Origin of the sequence: Geodermatophilus sp. FMUSA9-8 (assembly GCF_037034165.1) — a bacterium.
Classification (GTDB): domain Bacteria; phylum Actinomycetota; class Actinomycetes; order Mycobacteriales; family Geodermatophilaceae; genus Geodermatophilus; species Geodermatophilus nigrescens.
Genome location: NZ_JBAGKE010000003.1, coordinates 73,462 through 87,470, shown reverse-complemented (window position 1 = coordinate 87,470; position 14,009 = coordinate 73,462). Strand labels below are relative to the sequence as shown.

Annotated in this window: 13 protein-coding genes and 1 tRNA gene; 10 read left to right on the top strand and 4 right to left on the bottom strand. The window is 76.4% G+C overall.

Annotation, left to right across the window (positions count from 1 at the left end; all coding sequences use genetic code 11):
• The first annotated feature begins 133 nt into the window (after window positions 1-133).
• The gene (gene holA, locus WA616_RS07555; protein WP_336028678.1) at window positions 134-1,138 is read left to right on the top strand and encodes a DNA polymerase III subunit delta; all 1,005 of its coding nucleotides are present in this window, start codon (window positions 134-136) and stop codon (window positions 1,136-1,138) included.
• 114 nt (window positions 1,139-1,252) lie between these two features.
• Here the strand turns inward: holA and rpsT are convergent, their stop codons facing one another.
• On the bottom strand, window positions 1,253-1,513 hold the full coding sequence (rpsT, locus tag WA616_RS07550) for a 30S ribosomal protein S20 (RefSeq protein ID WP_073419169.1): 261 nt from the start codon (window positions 1,511-1,513) through the stop codon (window positions 1,253-1,255).
• A 174-nt stretch (window positions 1,514-1,687) separates the two neighbouring features.
• Between rpsT and lepA the strand changes: the two genes are divergently transcribed.
• The 4 genes from lepA to WA616_RS07530 are packed head-to-tail and all read left to right on the top strand — an operon-like array spanning window position 1,688 to window position 6,634.
• Window positions 1,688-3,517, top strand: coding sequence for a translation elongation factor 4 (gene lepA, locus WA616_RS07545; protein WP_336028676.1), 1,830 nt, complete (start codon window positions 1,688-1,690; stop codon window positions 3,515-3,517).
• A complete protein-coding gene (locus tag WA616_RS07540) occupies window positions 3,514-4,176 on the top strand; it encodes an MOSC domain-containing protein (RefSeq protein ID WP_336028675.1) in 663 nt (220 codons plus the stop codon). The genes lepA and WA616_RS07540 overlap by 4 nt, the downstream gene beginning before the upstream one ends.
• Window positions 4,177-4,236: 60 nt before the next feature.
• Window positions 4,237-4,929, top strand: coding sequence for an LppX_LprAFG lipoprotein (locus tag WA616_RS07535; RefSeq protein WP_336028674.1), 693 nt, complete (start codon window positions 4,237-4,239; stop codon window positions 4,927-4,929).
• Window positions 4,898-6,634: an MFS transporter gene (locus WA616_RS07530; RefSeq protein WP_336028673.1), complete on the top strand. Its 1,737-nt coding sequence runs from the start codon at window positions 4,898-4,900 to the stop codon at window positions 6,632-6,634. The genes WA616_RS07535 and WA616_RS07530 overlap by 32 nt, the downstream gene beginning before the upstream one ends.
• Here WA616_RS07530 and WA616_RS07525 read toward each other — a convergent pair.
• The 3 genes from WA616_RS07525 to selD form a co-directional block, all read right to left on the bottom strand.
• Complete coding sequence (locus tag WA616_RS07525; RefSeq protein WP_336028672.1) at window positions 6,624-7,589, bottom strand: zinc-binding dehydrogenase; 966 nt, start codon at window positions 7,587-7,589, stop codon at window positions 6,624-6,626. The genes WA616_RS07530 and WA616_RS07525 overlap by 11 nt on opposite strands.
• Before the next feature lie 65 nt (window positions 7,590-7,654).
• On the bottom strand, window positions 7,655-8,200 hold the full coding sequence (locus tag WA616_RS07520; RefSeq protein WP_336028671.1) for a hypothetical protein: 546 nt from the start codon (window positions 8,198-8,200) through the stop codon (window positions 7,655-7,657).
• Window positions 8,201-8,346: 146 nt separating this feature from the next.
• Window positions 8,347-9,354, bottom strand: coding sequence for a selenide, water dikinase SelD (gene selD / locus WA616_RS07515; protein WP_336028670.1), 1,008 nt, complete (start codon window positions 9,352-9,354; stop codon window positions 8,347-8,349).
• A gap of 78 nt (window positions 9,355-9,432) precedes the next feature.
• Between selD and WA616_RS07510 the strand changes: the two genes are divergently transcribed.
• From WA616_RS07510 to WA616_RS07490, 5 genes are all read left to right on the top strand, one after another.
• A complete protein-coding gene (locus WA616_RS07510; RefSeq protein ID WP_336028669.1) occupies window positions 9,433-10,074 on the top strand; it encodes a DUF6624 domain-containing protein in 642 nt (213 codons plus the stop codon).
• 21 nt (window positions 10,075-10,095) lie between these two features.
• Window positions 10,096-10,191 (top strand) — tRNA-OTHER (locus WA616_RS07505).
• A gap of 38 nt (window positions 10,192-10,229) precedes the next feature.
• The gene (selA, locus tag WA616_RS07500) at window positions 10,230-11,540 is read left to right on the top strand and encodes an L-seryl-tRNA(Sec) selenium transferase (RefSeq protein WP_336028668.1); all 1,311 of its coding nucleotides are present in this window, start codon (window positions 10,230-10,232) and stop codon (window positions 11,538-11,540) included.
• The gene (gene selB / locus WA616_RS07495) at window positions 11,531-13,291 is read left to right on the top strand and encodes a selenocysteine-specific translation elongation factor (protein ID WP_336028667.1); all 1,761 of its coding nucleotides are present in this window, start codon (window positions 11,531-11,533) and stop codon (window positions 13,289-13,291) included. Before selA ends, selB begins: the two co-directional genes overlap by 10 nt.
• Before the next feature lie 282 nt (window positions 13,292-13,573).
• On the top strand, window positions 13,574-13,948 hold the full coding sequence (locus WA616_RS07490) for a PH domain-containing protein (RefSeq protein WP_073419178.1): 375 nt from the start codon (window positions 13,574-13,576) through the stop codon (window positions 13,946-13,948).
• The last annotated feature ends 61 nt before the right edge of the window (window positions 13,949-14,009 follow it).

The following is a 14,009-nucleotide window of genomic DNA, read 5'->3' as shown; positions in this document are numbered from 1 at the left end:
GCGGCGCGCGGCGCCCCGGGTGCGGGCGCGGTGGCGACCGAGGGCGCCGGCAGGGGGCCCGGCGGGGACGACGCTCCCCGGCACGCACTGCCGGGGCGCCGGTCCCGTCGGCACCGCGTGACACCATCGGGACGTGGCAGCGGCACCCCCGGCACCGACCTCCCGCCTGCGGGCCGTCGTCGGGGAGGAGGAGCTGCTGCGCTCCCGCGCCGTGGCCGCCGTGCGCGCCGCCGTCTTCGAGCGCCACCCGCAGGCCGAGCTGCACGAGCTGACCGCGCTGGGCCTGCCCGTCGGTCAGCTGGCCGACGTGCTGGCGCCCTCCCTGTTCGGCGAGCACCGCCTCGTCGTCGTGTCCGGCGTGCAGGAGGCGGCCGGCGCGCTGGTCGACGCGCTGACCGCCTACTGCAAGGACCCCGACCCGGAGCTGACGCTGGTGGTCGTCCACCACGGCGGCAAGCGCAACGAGGCCCTGGTCAAGACGCTCACCGCCGCCGGCGGGGCCGTCGACGAGTGCGCCAAGATCTCCTCCCCGGGCGACCGGGCGGCGTTCGTGCGCAACGAGGTGCGGTCGGCCGGCGGCCGGATCACCCCGGACGCGATCGGCGCGCTGGTCGACGCGGTCGGCGGTGACCTGCGGGCGCTGTCGTCGGCGGCCACCCAGCTCGTGGCCGACTTCGGCGGCACCATCGACGCCGACGCCGTCGCCCGGTTCCACCGGGGCCAGGCCGAGGTCACCGGGTTCACCGTCGCCGAGCGGGTGCTGGTGGGCGACCGCACGGGGTCGCTGGAGATGCTGCGCTGGGCGCTCGAGCGCGGCGTCGCGCACGTGCTCATCGCCGACGCGATCGCCGACGGCATCCGCACCGCGGCCCGGGTGACCTCGCTGAACACCGCCAACACCGGCGACCTGGCCCGCGCGCTCAAGCTGCCGCCGTGGAAGGTCAAGAAGGCCCAGACGCAGGCGCGCGGCTGGAGCATCGACGGGCTGCAGCAGGCCATCGGCGTGGCCGCCGAGCTCAATGCCGACGTGAAGGGCGTCGCCGCGAGCGCCGACTACGCCCTGGAGCGGGCGATCCGCCGGATCGTCGACATCCGCGCCGCCACCGGCCGCGACGCCCGGGCCCGCAGCCTGCGCTGACGTCGCGGGCCGCCCGGGACCGCTGGGCCGCTCGGGGCGCCGGAGGGCTCCGGAACGCGACGAGCCCCGTCCCTCACGGGGACGGGGCTCGTCGCAGGAGCGCGGGGACGCAGCTCAGAGGCTGGTCAGCTGCTTGGCCATGCCCGACTTGCGGTTGGCGGCCTGGTTCTTGTGGATGATGCCCTTGCTGGCGGCCTTGTCGAGGGCCTTGCCGGCCTTCTGCAGCGCGGTCGTCGCGGCCTCGGTGTCGCCGGCGGCGGCGGCCTCGCGGAAGCGGCGGACGGCCGTCTTCAGGGCGGACTTGACGGCGACGTTGCGCTGCCGCGCCTTCTCGTTCGTCTTGTTCCGCTTGATCTGGGACTTGATGTTCGCCACGCGTGAGCCTCGGTGTCTCGCAGGAAGGGAGTCTGTCAGTGCGTCCGGACGGCATGCGTCGGCGGACCGGCCTGCCAGGTTACCAGCGCCCCGACCGCCACCCCAACCCGCGTCGCACCCGGCCCGGGGCGGGTGCTCGGCAGGGCGGCGAGGTCGTGGGACGATGGCGGCACTGTGACGACTCCCGCTGCGACCGATCCCGCCCGGATCCGGAACTTCTGCATCATCGCCCACATCGACCACGGCAAGTCGACGCTGGCCGACCGGATGCTCGAGGTGACCGGGATCATCGAGGCGCGGCAGATGCGCGCGCAGTACCTCGACCGGATGGACATCGAGCGCGAGCGCGGCATCACCATCAAGGCGCAGAACGTGCGCCTGCCCTGGAAGGTCGGCGACGCCGAGTACGTCCTCGACATGATCGACACCCCGGGCCACGTCGACTTCACCTACGAGGTGTCCCGGTCGCTGGCCGCCTGCGAGGGCGCGGTCCTGCTGGTCGACGCCGCGCAGGGCATCGAGGCGCAGACCCTGGCCAACCTCTACCTGGCTTTGGAGAACGACCTCACGATCATCCCGGTCCTCAACAAGATCGACCTGCCGGCCGCCCAGCCGGAGAAGTACGCCGCCGAGATCGCGCACATCATCGGCTGCGACCCCGAGGACGTCCTGCGCGTCAGCGGCAAGACCGGCGAGGGCGTGCCCGAACTGCTGGACCAGATCGTCGCCCAGATCCCCGCCCCGGTCGGCGACGCGCAGGCGCCGGCCCGCGCGATGATCTTCGACTCGGTCTACGACATCTACCGCGGCGTCATCACCTACGTGCGCGTCGTCGACGGCCGGATCTCCAGCCGCGAGCGCATCAAGATGATGTCCACCGGGGCCACGCACGAGCTGCTCGAGATCGGCGTCATCTCGCCCGAGCCCAAGCCGGTCGAGGGCCTCGGCGTCGGCGAGGTCGGCTACTTCATCACCGGCGTGAAGGACGTCCGCCAGTCCCGCGTCGGCGACACCGTCACGCTGCAGCACAAGCCGGCCGCCGAGCCGATCGGCGGCTACAGTGACCCCAAGCCGATGGTCTACTCCGGGCTCTACCCGATCGACGGCAGCGAGTACCCGCTGCTGCGCGAGGCCCTGGACAAGCTGCTGCTCAACGACGCCGCGCTCACCTACGAGCCGGAGACGTCGGCGGCGCTGGGCTTCGGCTTCCGCGTCGGCTTCCTCGGCCTGCTGCACCTGGAGATCGTGCGCGAGCGGCTGGAGCGCGAGGCGGGCATCAGCCTCATCTCCACCGCGCCCAACGTCGTCTACCGGGTGGTGATGGAGGACGGCACCGAGCACACCGTCACCAACCCCAGCGACTGGCCCGAGGGCAAGATCGACCGCGTCTTCGAGCCGATCGTCAACGCCACGATCATCGCGCCGAGCGACTACACCGGCGCGATCATGGAGCTGTGCCAGAGCCGGCGCGGCCAGCTCGGCGGCATGGACTACCTGAGCGAGTCCCGGGTCGAGCTGCGCTACACGCTGCCCCTCGGCGAGATCATCTTCGACTTCTTCGACGCCCTGAAGTCGCGCACCCGCGGCTACGCCAGCCTCGACTACGCCGAGGCGGGCGAGCAGGAGTCCGCGCTGGTCAAGGTCGACATCCTGCTGCAGGGCGAGGCCGTCGACGCGTTCAGCGCCATCGTCCACAAGGACAAGGCGTACAGCTACGGCGTGATGATGGCCGGGAAGCTGCGCGAGCTCATCCCGCGGCAGCAGTTCGAGGTGCCCATCCAGGCCGCCGTCGGCTCCCGGGTCATCGCCCGCGAGACGGTGCGCGCCATCCGCAAGGACGTCCTCGCCAAGTGCTACGGCGGTGACATCACCCGCAAGCGGAAGCTGCTGGAGAAGCAGAAGGAGGGCAAGAAGCGGATGAAGATGGTCGGCCGCGTCGAGGTCCCCCAGGAGGCGTTCGTCGCCGCGCTCTCCACCAACGAGCCGTCCGCCGCGAAGAAGTGAGCGGCCGGCTCCTCGCCGTCTGCGTCTCCGGCTCCGACCTGCTGCCCCTGCCCGGGCGCCGGCCCGACCGGAGCGGCATCGACAAGCGCCCGCGGGAGGGCCGCGTCGCCGTGTACGAGCTGGGGCTCGACGGCGACGTGCAGGTCAACCGCAAGTACCACGGCGGGGAGGGGCAGGCGGTCTACGCCTTCGCCCAGGAGGACGCCGACGTCTGGGCCGCCGAGCTCGGCCGCGACCTGCCGCCGGGCCGGTTCGGGGAGAACCTGCGGACGGCGGGCATCGACCTCACCGCCGCCGAGGTGGGGGAGCACTGGCGGATCGGGACGGCGCTGGTCGAGGTGACCGCGCCGCGCATCCCGTGCGCCAACTTCGCCCGCTTCTGGGACGTCCCGGACCTGGTCAAGCGGTTCACCGCGCGCGGCGCCACCGGCGCCTACCTGCGGGTGCTCGAGACCGGCGACGTCGGCGCGGGCGACGAGGTGACGGTCGTCTCCCGGCCGGGCCACGGCGTCACCACCGGCCTCGCGTTCCGGGCGCTGACCACCCAGCGGTACCGGGTGGCGCAGCTGGAGCCGGCGCTCGCGTCGTTCCCGGTCAAGGACCGGCCGAAGCTCGCCGAGCGGATCGCGCGCGCCACGGACTCGGCCGCCCGGGCCTGACCCGAGCGGCGCGCTACCGTGCCCGCGCCGGGCGCACCCGGCGCGAACGGGGAGGTCGGGATGCTGTTGCGCCGCGCTGCCGCGCTGGGGACCGGGCTGGTGGTCGCGCTCGCCGGCTGCGGGGGCGGGGAGCCGGAGGAGTCCGCGGGCGACCTGCTCTCGCGCGCCAAGACGACGCTCGACGAGACCAGCAGCCTGCACTTCGTGCTCACCAGCGAGGGCGCCCCGACCACCGGCACCGCGCTGGTCGGCGGCGAGGGCGACGTCCTGCGGCCGGCCTCCTTCGAGGGCACCCTGCAGGTCCTGGCCGCGGGCTCCTCCCTGGACCTGGCCGTGGTCTCCGTCGACGGGACCGTCTACGCCCAGCTGCCGTTCACCAGCGGCTACAGCGAGGTCGACCCCGCCCAGTTCGGCTTCGGCGACCCGGGCGCGCTGCTCGACCCGGACACCGGCATCTCGCAGCTGCTCGCCGAGGCCGACTCGGCGCAGCTGGGGGAGGAGCGGCGGGTCGACGGCGAGGTGGTGCGCGAGGTGACCGCCGAGCTGCCCGGCGAGCTGGTCGAGCAGGTGCTCACCAGCGCGGACCCGGCCCAGCCGGTGCAGGCGCGCTTCTCCGTGGCCCCCGACAGCGGCGAGCTGCGCCGCGCCGAGCTGACCGGCCCGTTCTACGCCTCCGGCCAGGACGCCACCTTCACGATCGAGCTGTCCGACCCCGGCGCCGATGTCGAGATCACCGCACCGCCAGTCGGCTGAGCCGCGGGAGGACGCCCGCCCGGTCCCGGGGCTGCCGCTGGTCGTCCTCGCGACGCTCGCGGTCCTGGTCACCGCGGCCGACACCTACGTCGTCGTCCTGGCGCTGCCCGACATCCTCGCCGGGGTCGGCGTCGGCATCGACGAGCTGCAGCGGGCGACGCCGATCATCGGCGGCTTCCTGCTCGGCTACACCGCCACGCTGCCGCTGCTGGGCCGGCTCGCCGACCTGCGCGGCCGCGTCCCGGTGCTGGCCGGCTGCCTGCTGCTGTTCGCCCTCGGCTCCCTGCTGACGGCGACGGCGGACGGTCTCGGGCTCGCGGTGGCCGGCCGTGGCCTGCAGGGCGTGGGCGCCGGCGGGCTCGTCCCGGCCACGCTGGCGCTGGTGGCCGACCGGTGGCCGCCGGAGCGCCGCGCGGTCCCGCTGGGCGTCGTCGGCGCGGTGCAGGAGGCCGGCGCGGTGCTCGGGCCGCTGGCCGGCGCCGCGGTGCTCGCCGTCGCCGACTGGCGCGCAGTCTTCTGGCTCAACCTGCTGCTCGGGCTGGCGCTGGCCGCCGGGGTGGTCGTCACCGGGGGACGGCGGCCGGACCCCGTGGGACTCGCGCTGCTCGCGCTGGCCGGCGCCGCGGGCGGCCTCCAGCTCGCCGAGCCGGCCGCGCTGGCCGAGGACGTCACGCTCGGGCTGGCCTGGGTGCCGCTGCTCGACGGCGTCCCGGCGGCGACGCCGCTGGTGCTCGTCGCCGTCCTCGCCGGGCTCGCGCTCGGAGCGCGCAGCCTCGCCGCGCCGGACGGCGCCGTGCTGCCCCTGCGCGGGGTGCCGCGGCTGGTGCGCGAGGTCGACGTCGTCGGCTCGCTGCTGGCCGTCGTCGCGCTCGGGGCGCTGGTGTGGTCCTTCGCCGCGGCCGACCCCGCCACCGAGGTCGTCGCCCACGGGCCGGTGCTGCTCCCGGTGGCCGCGGCCGCCGCCGTCGCGTTCTGGCTGCACGAGCGGCGCACGCCCGACCCGGTGCTGCCCCTGGGGGCGCTGCGCCCGGCCGGCGCCTGGGGCGCGCTGCTGGTGAACCTGCTGGTCGGCGTGGCGCTGGTGGCCGCGCTGGTCGACGTCCCGCTGTTCGCCCGCGCCACCACCACACCCGGCGACCAGCTCGGCGCGGCACTGGTGCTGCTGCGGCTGCTGGTCGCCGTCCCGGTGGGCGCGGTGGCCGGCGGGTGGCTGTGCCGGCGGGTGGCGCCCCGGCTGGTCGCCGCGGCCGGCATGGCGCTGGCCGCGCTCGCGCTGTGGGCGATGACCGGCTGGGGCGAGACCTCGCTGGACTCGTGGGCCTCGACCGTCGTGCTGCTCGCCGCGGGTCTCGGCTTCGGCCTGGCGATCGCGCCGGTCAACGCGGTGCTGCTCGCCGTCACCGGGCCGGAGGTGCACGGCAGCGCCAGCGCGCTCGCCGTCGTCGCCCGGACCGTGGGGATGCTGGTCGGGCTGTCGCTGCTGACCGCCGTCGCGCTGCGGCGGTTCACCGCCGAGGTCGAGGCGATCGGCTCGCCGCTCACCGTCTGCCCCGACACCCCGGCCGACTGCCCCGCGTACGACGCCGCCGCGAACGCCGCCGTCCTCACCCAGCTGCACACGGTCTTCGCCGGCGCCGCGACCGCCGCGGGACTCGCGGCGGTCGCGGCGCTGGTGCTGCTGCGGGAGCGCCCCGTCAGAGGGTGAAGACGATCTTCCCGGCGGTGCGGCCCTCGAGCATGCGGGCGAACCCCTCGCGGGCCTCGGCCACGGGCAGCTCGACGTCGATGACCGGGCGCACGCCGGTGACCGCGCACATCCGCATCAGCGACTCGAGCTCGTCGCGGGTGCCCATGGTGGAGCCGACCACCGACAGCTGGGTGAAGAAGACGCGGTTGAGCTCGGCGCTCGGGTCGAAGCCGGTGGTGGCGCCGGAGGTGACGATGACGCCGCCGGGCTTGAGCGACTTGACGCTGTGGCCCCACGTCGCCTTGCCGACGGTCTCCATGACGCCGTCGACCCGCTCGGGCAGCCGGGCGCCGGTCTCGAAGGCCTGCTCGGCGCCGAGCTCCAGCGCGGCGGCCCGCTTCTCCTCGCTGCGCCCGGTGACCCACATCCGGTAGCCGGCGGCCCGGCCGAGCACGACGAGCGCGGTGGCCACGCCGCCGCTGGCGCCCTGCACGAGCACGGTCTGGCCGGGGCGCAGGCCGGAGCGGACGAACAGCATCCGGTAGGCGGTCAACCAGGCGGTGGGCAGGCAGGCGGCCTCGGCGAAGGAGAGCTCGGCGGGCTTGGGCAGCACGTTGCGCCGCGGCACGGCGACGCGCTCGGCCATCGTGCCCTGGTACAGCTCGGAGAACAGCGAGCGCTTGGGGTCCATCGTCTCGTCGCCGGTCCAGCCGGGGCTGGCGACGACGCCGTGGACGACGACCTCGTTGCCGTCCTCGTCGAGCCCGGCCGCGTCGGTGCCCAGGATCATCGGCATCCGCTCCTGCGGCAGGCCGATGCCGCGCAGGCTGAACAGGTCGTGGTGGTTGAGCGAGACGGCCTTCACCTGCACCGTCGTCCAGCCGTCGGGGACCTCGGGCTCGGGGCGCTCGCCGACCTCCAGGACGGAGAGCGGGTCGTCGGACGAGGGCGAGGACACGAAGACGGCGCGCATGCGCCGGACGTTAGGACACCCCGGTCCGGCGGGCGACACCGCGCCCGCCGGACCGGGACGCGCGGTCAGCGCGGTGCCGCGCAGTTCGACAGGGCCGAGCGGATCGTCCCGGGCACCCCGTCGAGCGCCGCCGTCGCGTCGACCAGCCCGGGGACGTCGACGGTGACCGAGCCGGTCACGTCGGCGGCGCGCTCGAGGACGCGCAGCCGGCACTCCGACGGGACGGGCGGCTGGGCGGTGACCGGCCCGCGGCCGCGCCAGGCCACGTCGACGGTGAGCGTCCCGGTGAGGTCGGGCGCCTCGAACCCGGAGCAGGTGAGCGTCACCGTCCCGGCCGCGCTGACCGCGCCGAGACCGGAGAACGCGGCGGGCACCCGCTCCTCGGTCACGCACTCGTAGCGGCCGGCGAACACCTCCGGCACGACGAACGCCGCCTCCCCGTCCGGGTCGAAGGCGCTCAGGAACACCCCCGCGCCGCCGACGAGCGGGAAGGCGTCGGCCGACCCCGTCGTCGTGTTCCCGGGCGGTGCCGCCGCCGCCGTGCCGGTCAGCGTGCCCAGGGTCCCGGCAGCCAGCAGCAGGGTCACCGCCGCGGCCGTCCTCGTCCTCATCGTCGTCCTCCTCCGCGCCTCCCGGGACCTCCGGTCCGGCGCGGGCGGCAGGGTGGCAGCGGCCGGGCAGGCGCGGAACGGATCGGGGCGCGGGCCCGGCCGGGGACGGCGCGTCGGGCGGGACGCGCCGTCGGCGGACGACGATCTCAGCGGACGACGACGACGGCGTCCTGCCGCGGCACGAACTCCCCGATGACCGGGGCGCCGGGCACCTCGCCGGCCAGGAGCAGCCCGCCGGAGGTCTGCGCGTCGGCCAGCAGCAGCGCCTCGTCCTCGCCGACGGCCGACAGGTCGGTGTGCGGCCGCACCCAGTCGAGGTTGCGCCGGGTGCCGCCGGAGACGAACCCGTCGGCCAGCGCCTGCCGCGCGCCGGCGAGGTAGAGGACGGCGGCGGCGTCGAGCACCGCGGTCACCCCGCTGGCCCGGGCCATCTTGTAGAGGTGGCCGAGCAGGCCGAACCCGGTGACGTCGGTGCCCGCCCGGATGCCCGCGGCGACGGCGGCCCGCGCGGCGTCCCGGTTCAGCGCCGTCATCGAGGCGACGGCCTCCTCGCTCACCTCGCCGGTGGCCTTCATGCGGCTGTTGAGCACGCCGACGCCGAGCGGCTTGGTCAGCGACAGCGGCGTGCCGGCGACGGCGGCGTCGTTCCGGATGACCCGGTCGAGGTCGAGCAGGCCGGTGACCGCCATGCCGTACTTCGGCTCGGGGTCGTCGATGGAGTGCCCGCCGCCGACGTGGCAGCCGGCCTCCTGCGCCACCTCCAGCCCGCCGCGCAGCACCTCGGCGGCGAGCTCGGCGGGCAGCACGTCGCGCGGCCAGCCGAGCAGGTTGACGGCGACGACGGGGGTGCCGCCCATGGCGTAGACGTCGGACAGCGCGTTGGCCGCGGCGATCCGGCCGAAGGTGTACGCGTCGTCGACGACCGGGGTGAAGAAGTCGGTGGTCAGCACCAGGCCCTGGCCGCCGGGGATCCGGACGACGGCCGCGTCGTCACCGTCGTCGAGGCCGACCACCAGCTCGGCGGCGGGGTCCGCCGGGCCGGTGCGGGTGAGTCCCGCGACGACGGCCTCGAGCTCGCCGGGCGGGATCTTGCAGGCGCAACCGCCCCCGTGGGCGTACTGGGTGAGCCGGACGGTGGCGGGCGCGCTGGTCACCCGGCCGACGCTAGTCCGCCGCCGCTGGACACGTCGGGCGCGCGCGAGGACGCTCGCGGCAGACCCCGGAGGCCGCCCGTGACCCGCCTGCTGCCCGCCGCGCTGCTGGTGCTGCTCGCCGGCTGCGCGACCGGCGCCGGGCCCCCACCGGCGGCGTCGACGGCGTCGCCGCCCGCCGCGGCGGCACCCGCCACCGGGTCCGCCGCGCCCACCGCGGCGACGCCGGTGCCGACCGGCTCGGACCCGGCGCTGCGCGCGGAGCTGCTGGCCATGCTCGAGCGCGACCAGAGCGGGCGCACCGGCGGCCCCGACCCGGAGGGCGACGCCGCGCGCACCGAGCGGCTGGCGCAGATCCTCGACGAGCACGGCTGGCCCGGCCGCGACCTGGTGGGGGAGGACGGCGCGGAGGCGGCGTGGGCGATCGCCCAGCACTCCGACCTCGACCCGGCGTTCCAGCAGCGGGCGCTGGAGCTGCTGCGCGCGGCGGTAGCCGAGGGGCGGGCCTCGCCCGGCGACCTCGCCTACCTGACCGACCGGGTCGCGGCGAACACCGGGCAGCCGCAGACCTACGGCACCCAGGTGTCCTGCACGCCGGAGGGGCCCGAGCCGGCGGTGCCGCTGGCCGACGAGGCCGCCGTCGAGCAGTTGCGCGCCGACGCCGGCCTGGCCCCCTGGGCCGACTACCTGGAGGAGATGGCCGCGATCTGCGCGGAGGAGTGAGCGCGCCGTAGGCTGCCCGGCGGAGGCGTCAGGGTGCCTGGTGGCCCCCGCGGCCTCTAAAGCCGACGTGGCCGAGCAGCTCGGTCAGGCGGGTTCGATTCCCGTCCGCCTCCGCCAGCCTCCCCGCGGGCCGGCGCGCATACGCTGCGACAGCGATGAGCGCCGACCCGCGGCGGGCAGTGCCCCGCACCGACACGCTGCTGGCCGACCCGGCACTGGCCGAGGCCGCCGCCCGGCTGGGCCGCGACCTGGTGAAGGACGCCGTCCGTGCCGTCCAGTCCCGCGTCCGCGCGGGCGACCTCGCACCGGACGACGCCGTCGCCGCGGTGCTCGCCGGCCTGCCCCCGACCGCCTCGTCGCTGCGCCCGGTGCTCAACGCCACCGGCGTCCTGGTGCACACCAACCTCGGGCGGGCGCCGCTGTCGCCGGCCGCGGTCGAGGCGGTGGTCGCCGCCAGCGGCACGACCGACGTGGAGCTCGACCTGGCCACCGGCCGCCGCGGGCCGCGCGGGGAGGCGGCGCTCGCGGCGCTGCTCGACGCCGTGCCCGCGGCCGGGGCGGCGATTGTGGTGAACAACTGCGCGGCCGCCCTCGCGCTGGTGGCGACGGCGCTCGGCGGCGAGCTGGTCATCGCCCGCGGCGAGCTGGTCGAGATCGGCGACGGCTTCCGCATCCCCGAGCTGCTGGAGGCCACCGGCGCCCGCCTGCGCGAGGTCGGCACCACCAACCGGGTCGCGCTCGAGGACTACACGCGGGCGGTCGGCCCGGGCACCGGCGCGGTGCTCAAGGTGCACCCGTCGAACTTCGTCGTCCGCGGCTTCACCCGCGCGGTGCCGGTGACCGACCTCGCCGCCGGGCTGGCCGGCACCGGCGTCCCGCTGGTGGCCGACGTCGGCTCCGGCCTGCTCCGCCCGCACCCGGCGCTCCCCGACGAGCCGGACCTGCAGACCACGCTCGCCGACGGCGCCGACCTCGTCCTCTCCAGCGGCGACAAGCTGCTCGGCGGCCCGCAGGCGGGGCTGGTGCTCGGGCGCGCCGACCTCGTGCAGCGGCTGCGCCGGCACCCGCTCTACCGGGCGCTGCGGGTGGACAAGACGACGCTGGCCGCCCTGGAGGCGACGCTGCGCGGACCGCTGCCGCCGGTGCCGCGGATGCTGGCCGCCGACGTCGCCGGACTGCGCGCCCGCGCCGACGCGCTGGCCGCCCGGCTGGCCGCCGCGGGCATCGACGCCCGCGCCGTCGACTCCGCCGCGCGGGTCGGGGGTGGGGGAGCGCCGGAGCACCCGCTGCCCAGCGCCGCCGTCTCGCTGCCGGAGCCCTTCGCCGAGCCGCTGCGGCGCGGCGCGCGTCCCGTCGTCGGGTACGTGGCCGACGGGCGCACCCTGCTCGACGTGCGCAGCGTCCCGCCGTCGGCCGACGACGACCTGGCCGCCGCAGTGCTGGAGGTGGCCCGCCGGTGGACGTGAACGGGATGGACGTGATCGCCACCGCGGGGCACGTCGACCACGGCAAGTCGACGCTGGTCCGCGCCCTCACCGGGATGGAGCCCGACCGGTGGGAGGAGGAGCGCCGCCGCGGGCTGACCATCGACCTCGGCTTCGCCTGGACGACGCTGCCCTCGGGCCGGGTGCTGTCCGTGGTCGACGTCCCGGGCCACGAGCGGTTCGTCGGCAACATGCTCGCCGGCGTCGGGTCGGTGCCCGCGGCGCTCGTGGTGGTGGCGGCCGACGACGGCTGGTCGGCGCAGACCGCCGAGCACGTCGCCGTCCTGGACGCGCTCGGAGTGCGGCACGCGCTGCTCGCCGTCACCAAGGCCGACCTCGCCGACCCGGGCCCGGTGCTCGCCGACGCCACGGAGCGGCTGGCGGCCACGTCGATGGGCGCGCTGCCCGGGGTGGCGGTCAGCGCGCCGTCGGGACGGGGCGTGCCGGAGCTCGCCGCCGCGCTGGAGACGCTGCTGGCGGGCCTGCCGGCGCCCGATCCCGCGGCGCCGGTGCGGCTGTGGATCGACCGGGCCTTCCCGATCCGCGGGGCGGGCACGGTGGTCACCGGGACGCTGGCCGCGGGTTCCGTGGCGGCGGGGGACCGCCTGGCGCTGGGCGGCCGGGAGGTGACGGTGCGCGGGGTGCAGTCGCTGGGCCGGCCCGTGGAGGGGTCGCGGGCGACCGCCCGCGTGGCACTGAACCTGCGCGGCATCGCCGTCGAGGACCTCTCCCGCGGCGACGCGCTGCTCACGCCGGGTGCGTTCCGGGACACCGCCGAGGTCGACGTCACGCTGGCCCGCGAGCCCGCCGACCGGCTGCCCGCCGAAGCCGTGCTGCACGTGGGGTCGGCGGCGGTGGCCGCGCGGCTGCGGCCGCTGGAGGGGACGGCGGTGCGTCTGCGGCTGGCCGCGCCGCTGCCGCTGCGGGTGGGCGACCGGGTGCTGCTGCGCGACCCGGGCGCCCGGCGGGTGCTCGGCGCCGACGTCCGCGACGTCGCCCCGCCGGAGCTGCGCCGCCGCGGTGCCGCCCGGCAGCGGGCCGCCGACCTCGACGCGCAGTCGGCCGGGCCCGCGGGCGCGGCGGCCGACCTGGCCCGGCGCCGGGTGGTGCGCGCCGACGACTTCACCGCGATGGGCTGGCCGGTGCCCGAGGACGCGGTGCGGGCCGGGCCCTGGCTGCTGGCGCCGGGTCTCGTGGACACGCTGGCCCGCCGGGTGCCGGGGCTGGTCGCCGCGCACCGCCGAGCGCACCCGCTGGAGCCGGGGCCGCCGGTCGCCGTCGTGCGCCGGGATCTGGAGCTGCCGGCCGACGACCTGGTGGCGCTCGTGGTCCGCCCGCCGCTGGCGCTGCGCGAGGGCCGGGTGGTGGTCGCCGCGGCGGGGCTGCCGCCGGCGGTGCAGCGCGCGGTCGACGGGATACGCGCCCGGCTGGCGTCCGACCCGTTCGCGGCGCCGGACGCCGAGGAGCTGCGCGCCGCGCGGCTGGGCCCCCGGGAGCTGGCGGCGGCGGTGCGTGACGGGCAGCTGGTGCGGATCGCCGACGGCGTCTACCTGGCGCCGGGCGTGGAGGCGGCGGCGCGGCAGCGGCTGGCGGCGGTGACGCCGCCGTTCACGCTGAGCCAGGCGCGGTCGGCGTGGGGCACGACCCGGCGCGTGGCGGTGCCCCTCATGGAGTGGCTGGACGCCCGCGGGGTGACCGAGCGGCTGCCCGACGCCTCCCGCCGGCTGCGCTGAGGCCCGCCGGCCGGAGCGCGACACCTGTCCCGGGCGCGGTCGTGCTCTGCACACACCTGCGTGCAGAGCACGACTCCGCTGGAGGGGACACACGTCCTCCGGCGGGCGGTCGTGCTCTGCCCACAGGGGCGGGGCAGAGCACGAAGGAGAGGGCGACCGCTGTCCGGCGGGCGGTCGTGCTCTGCCCACAGGGGCGGGGCAGAGCACGACCCGCCGCGGCATCGGGACACCCCGGCGGCGTGGGAGGCGGACGGTGATGTTCCGGTGACCTAGCGTGTCCGGGTGATCGACTTCTCCAGCGGCTCGGTCTTCAAGCTGAGCCAGTGCAACCCCCAGGACGTCGCCGGCGACGTGGCCCCGCTGCTCGTCCCGGGCGAACAGCTGTACTACGCCTTCAAGACGGTGCGCGACTTCGTCGTCTTCACCGACAAGCGGCTGATCGCGGTCAACATCCAGGGCATGACCGGCCGCAAGCGGGACTTCACCTCGCTGCCGTACAGCAAGATCCAGGCCTTCTCCGTCGAGACGGCCGGCACCTTCGACCTCGACGCCGAGCTGGACCTGTGGTTCAGCGGCCTGGGCAAGGTGCGGCTGGAGTTCAAGGGCAACTCCGACATCCGGGCCCTCGGCCAGCTGGTCGCCAGCCGCGTCCTCTGACCCAGGGCCGGGTCGTGCTCTGCCCACGGGGGCGGGGCAGAGCACGACCAGCCCGGGGAGG

What these genes read in the sequence shown, in the direction of transcription:
- WA616_RS07535 (WP_336028674.1), top strand. Translation starts at nt 4,237, where the DNA reads ATGCTGTTGCGCCGCGCTGCCGCGCTGGGGACCGGGCTGGTGGTCGCG.
- WA616_RS07530 (WP_336028673.1), top strand. Translation starts at nt 4,898, where the DNA reads ATGTCGAGATCACCGCACCGCCAGTCGGCTGAGCCGCGGGAGGACGCC.
- WA616_RS07525 (WP_336028672.1), bottom strand. Translation starts at nt 7,589, where the DNA reads ATGCGCGCCGTCTTCGTGTCCTCGCCCTCGTCCGACGACCCGCTCTCC.
- WA616_RS07520 (WP_336028671.1), bottom strand. Translation starts at nt 8,200, where the DNA reads ATGAGGACGAGGACGGCCGCGGCGGTGACCCTGCTGCTGGCTGCCGGG.
- selA (WP_336028668.1), top strand. Translation starts at nt 10,230, where the DNA reads ATGAGCGCCGACCCGCGGCGGGCAGTGCCCCGCACCGACACGCTGCTG.